Annotated in this window: 2 protein-coding genes; both read left to right on the plus strand. The window is 63.7% G+C overall.

Features of this window, described 5'->3' with window-relative positions; translation table 11 throughout:
• Positions 1–167: 167 nt before the first annotated feature.
• Positions 168–1,361, plus strand: a complete 1,194-nt coding sequence (locus WCB02_RS32310; protein WP_423964667.1) for an efflux RND transporter periplasmic adaptor subunit — start codon at positions 168–170, stop codon at positions 1,359–1,361.
• On the plus strand, positions 1,354–4,218 hold a 2,865-nt coding region (locus tag WCB02_RS32315; RefSeq protein ID WP_423964670.1), incomplete at its 3' end, for an efflux RND transporter permease subunit. The genes WCB02_RS32310 and WCB02_RS32315, both read left to right, overlap by 8 nt.

Genomic DNA, 4,218 nt, shown 5'->3' on the forward strand with positions numbered 1-4,218 from the left:
GATCCGACTCGGCCGTCAGTTCATGCGAGCCATCGACCGGACTCGCATGTAGAATCCTTCTAAATCTTCCGGGAAATTCCGATTACCGCGTGTCGATCCCGCCGTTGTTAACGCTACGAACTGCGGCGCGCTTGATGCGATGCCTTTGGACCTTTATCAAACTCGACATGCAATCCGAACCGAATGAGAGCGCGACCGGCAATAGCAAGCCTGATGGCATTGGTGGCGGCCTGATCTTGATCGTGCTCGGGCTGTGCCTGGGTGTCGCCGGCGACCACCTCCTGTCACCGTCGCGCGGCGTTTCCGATGTCTCCCAAGCCAGCGAACCGGCACCATCGCCCGCGTTCTCCCGGACCGGCAACCGCCTTGTCGTGCCTCCCGCTTCGCCGTTGCGTTCGAACCTTGTCATGGCAAACGCGGTGTCGCGGCAGGTTTCGCATCGGCTGGTGCTCCCCGCAGTCGTCGAGGCCGACCCCGGACGCACCGTCAAGGTTCTGCCGCCGCTGGCCGGCCGCGTCGTCAGCCTCAAGGTTCAACTGGGCGAGCGTGTCGCGCAGGGACAGGAGCTTGCGGTCATCGACTCCGGCGATCTCGCGCAGGCCTATTCCGACGACCAGAAGGCGCGGACCCAGGTTGCGCTCACCAAGCAGATCTTCGACCGGCAATTCATCCTGGAAAAAGGCGGCGGTGCCGCGGTCAAGGACCGCGAGCAGGCGCAAAGCGACTATTCCCAGGCGCAGTTCGAGCTCGATCGCGCCGAAACCCGCCTGCGCTCGCTCGGCGTATCGGCCGATCAACTGGAAAAGTCCCGACTGCTGTCCTTGAAAGCGCCCATCGCCGGAAGCGTGACCGATCTGGAAGTCGCGCCCGGAGACTTTCTCAACGATCCGACCGCGGCGATCATGACGATCGCAAACCTCGACACGATCTGGGTCACCGCGAACGTTCCCGAGAAGGACACCTCATTCGTGTTTGCGGGACAGTCGGTCGACGTCGCGTTTCCGGCCTATCCCGGCGAGACCTTCAGCGGAAGGGTGCTGTTCGTCAGCGACGTGCTGGAACCCGACACCAGGCGCACCAAGGTCCGCATCGCCTTCGACAATCCGGACGGGAAATTCAAGCCCAACATGTTTGCCAATGCGAGCTTCGCGGCGCCGATGATCTCGGAAATCATGGTGCCGACATCGGCGCTGGTGATGAACAACGACAGCACGAGCGTCTTCATCGAGGTCGCGCCGTGGGCCTTTGAACGCCGGAACGTCGAGATCAGCCATCAGGAGGGACAGGACGCGGTCATCAAGAGCGGTCTGAATGACGGCGATCGTGTCGTCGTCAGGGGAGGGGTCCGGCTCAATGATTGACCGGATCGTCGCGCTCTGCTTCAGGAAGCGTTCTGTCGCAATGCTGGTCGCGGTTTTTGCCTGCGTTTACGGCGTCTATGCCTGGTCCCAGCTCGCGATCGACGCCTATCCGCTGCTCGGCCCGGTCGCCGCGCAGGTCACCACCCAGGTCCCGGGCCTGGCGGCCGAGGAAATCGAGCAGCAGATCACGATCCCCCTGGAGCGCGCGCTCAATCTCACGCCCGGCCTGACCAGCATGCGCTCGATCAGCACGTTCGCGCTGTCTCAGATCAATCTGCTGTTTCGTGACGGCGCCGAGGATTACTGGGAGCGCCAGCGCGTCAACGATATCATCGGTGGCGTCACGCTGCCGGCGGGCGCCCAGCCCGGGCTCGACGCGGTCACCTCCGCGGAGGGCGAGATCTACCGCTACACGCTGGAATCCGACACCAAAAACCTGATGGAGCTGTCGGAAATTCAGCGCTGGATCGTCATTCCGGCTCTGGAACAGGTGCCGGGCGTTGCCACGGTCGACAATTTCGGAGGCTTCACGCGGGAGTTCCGGCTCGATCTCAACCCCACCGAGCTGCTGCGGTTCGGCGTCGGCATCAACGACGTCATCAATGCAATCAACAACAACAACGCCAATGCCGGCGGCGGACGGGTGTCCCGCGGCGATCAGAGTTTTGTCGTCCGTGGCGTCGGGCTGGTGCGCACCCTCGATGACCTCGGCAATATCGTGGTGACCCAACGCAACACCATGCCGATCCTGGTCCGCGATCTCGGCAGCCTGAGCTACAGCCATCAGGAGCCCGAAGGGATCCTCGGCAAGAACGACAATCCGGATACGATCGAGGGGATCGTCGATCTCCTCAAATACGAGAACGCCTCGCGCGTGCTCGATGGAATTCATGCCAAGGTCGACGAGCTGCGCCGGCAGCTCGGGCCGCAGGACGTTCACATCGTGCCCTATATCGATCGCAGCGATCTCGTCGCGGCAACCGTCAGCAAGGTCGGCCGCACCATGATCGAGGGCGTCGCCCTGGTCTGCATCGTCCTGATGCTGTTTTTCGGCAGCGCGCGCAGCGCGCTCGTCGTCGCCGTGACGATCCCGCTGGCCATGGTCTCGATCTTCGTGCTGATGAACGCCGCGAAAATGTCGGCCAGCATGCTCTCGCTCGGCGCGCTGGATTTTGGCATCATCGTCGACGGCGCGATCGTGGTGACCGAAAACATCCTGCGGCGGCGCGAGGCGAAGCCCACCGAGGAATTGACCGAGGAGGACGTCAGGTCGGCAACCAGCCAGGTGGCAAGGCCGATCTTCTTTGCCACCCTGGTCATCATCGCCGCCTATCTGCCGCTGTTCACCCTGCAGCGGGGCGAGGCCCAGCTGTTCACGCCGATGGCGTTCACCGTGGTTTTCGCGTTGTTCGGGGCGCTGGTATGCGCGCTCGCACTGGTCCCGGGCCTTGCCTATCTCGCGTTCCGCAAGCCGCGTCCTGTCTTCCACAACAAGCCTCTGGAATGGCTGGGGCGCGGCTATCGCACGACGCTGGCGAAACTGCTCGGCGAGCCCGTGCTGTCGTTCGTGGCCGCCGGCATTGCCCTGGTCGGCGTGGCGCTGCTCGGCACCACGGTCGGCCGCGATTACCTGCCGGATCTGGATGAAGGCGCGCTCTGGCTTCAGGTCCAACTGCCGAGCGGCCTGTCGCTCGATGCCGCAAGCGAGATGGCAAGCGAACTGCGGCGAACCGTCCGGGAATTTCCGGAGGTTTCCTATATCGTCACCCAGCTCGGCCGCGAGGACGAAGCGGTCGATGCGTGGACGCCGTCGCACATCGAGGCGCCGGTGGGGCTTAAGCCCTACGACACCTGGCCCAAGGGCGAGACCAAGGCGGACTTCGTGCGCAAGCTGAATGCGCGCCTGCGCCAACTGCCCGGGATCGACACCGGGATCAACCAGCCGATCAGCGACATGGTGTACGACCTGATCGGCGGCGCGCACTCATCGCTGGTGATCCGGGTCATGGGCGATGACCTCGCGGAGGATCGCCGTATCGCCGGCGAGACGGTCGATGTCTTGCGTAAGATCAGGGGTACCGCGCAGGCCTCGATCTTTCAGGAACCTCCGCTGCCGCAGATCTCGATCCAGACCGACCGCGCCGCCGCTGCCCGCTATGGCATCAATGTCTCCGACATCACCAATCTGATCCAGAACGGCATTGGCGGCGGCGCCATCACGCGGGTGTTCGTCGGCGATCGCGTCTACAATCTGACTTTGCGTTTCCCGCTGAGCTCGCGCAGCGACCCGGAATCGCTCGGCAGTCTGCCGCTGACCAGCTCCAGCGGCGCCCAGGTTCCGCTGTCCCAGGTCGCAACCATCAGGCAGCAGAACGGCGAGAGCGCAATCACGCGCGAGAACAATCACCGCAATCTGACGGTTCGGGTCGATCTGGCCGGGCGCGACATGGTGTCCTACCTGAACGAGGTCAAGGCCAGGATTGCGCAATCGGTGCAATTCGACCAGAGCAAGTATCACCTCGAATATGGCGGGCAGTATGAGAATGAGCAGCGCGCGCAGGCGCGGCTGACCCTGATTCTCGGCCTGGTGCTCGCCCTGATGACGCTGTTGTTGTTCACCGAGTTCGGAAAGCTGCGCCAGGCCTTGCTGATCCTCGGCATCGTGCCGCTGGCCGCCTTCGGCGGGTTGCTTGCGCTCTATCTCAGGGGCGAGACGCTGAATGTCGCGACCGCAGTCGGGTTCATCGCGCTGTTTGGCGTCGCGGTGCAGAACGGTATCATCATGGTGGCAAACCTCAACCGCATGCGCGAGACCGGCGCTTCGCTGCTGGAGGCGACGGTCGCGGGTGCGAGCGAG

This window comes from Bradyrhizobium sp., assembly GCF_049581145.1.
Lineage (GTDB): Bacteria > Pseudomonadota > Alphaproteobacteria > Rhizobiales > Xanthobacteraceae > Bradyrhizobium.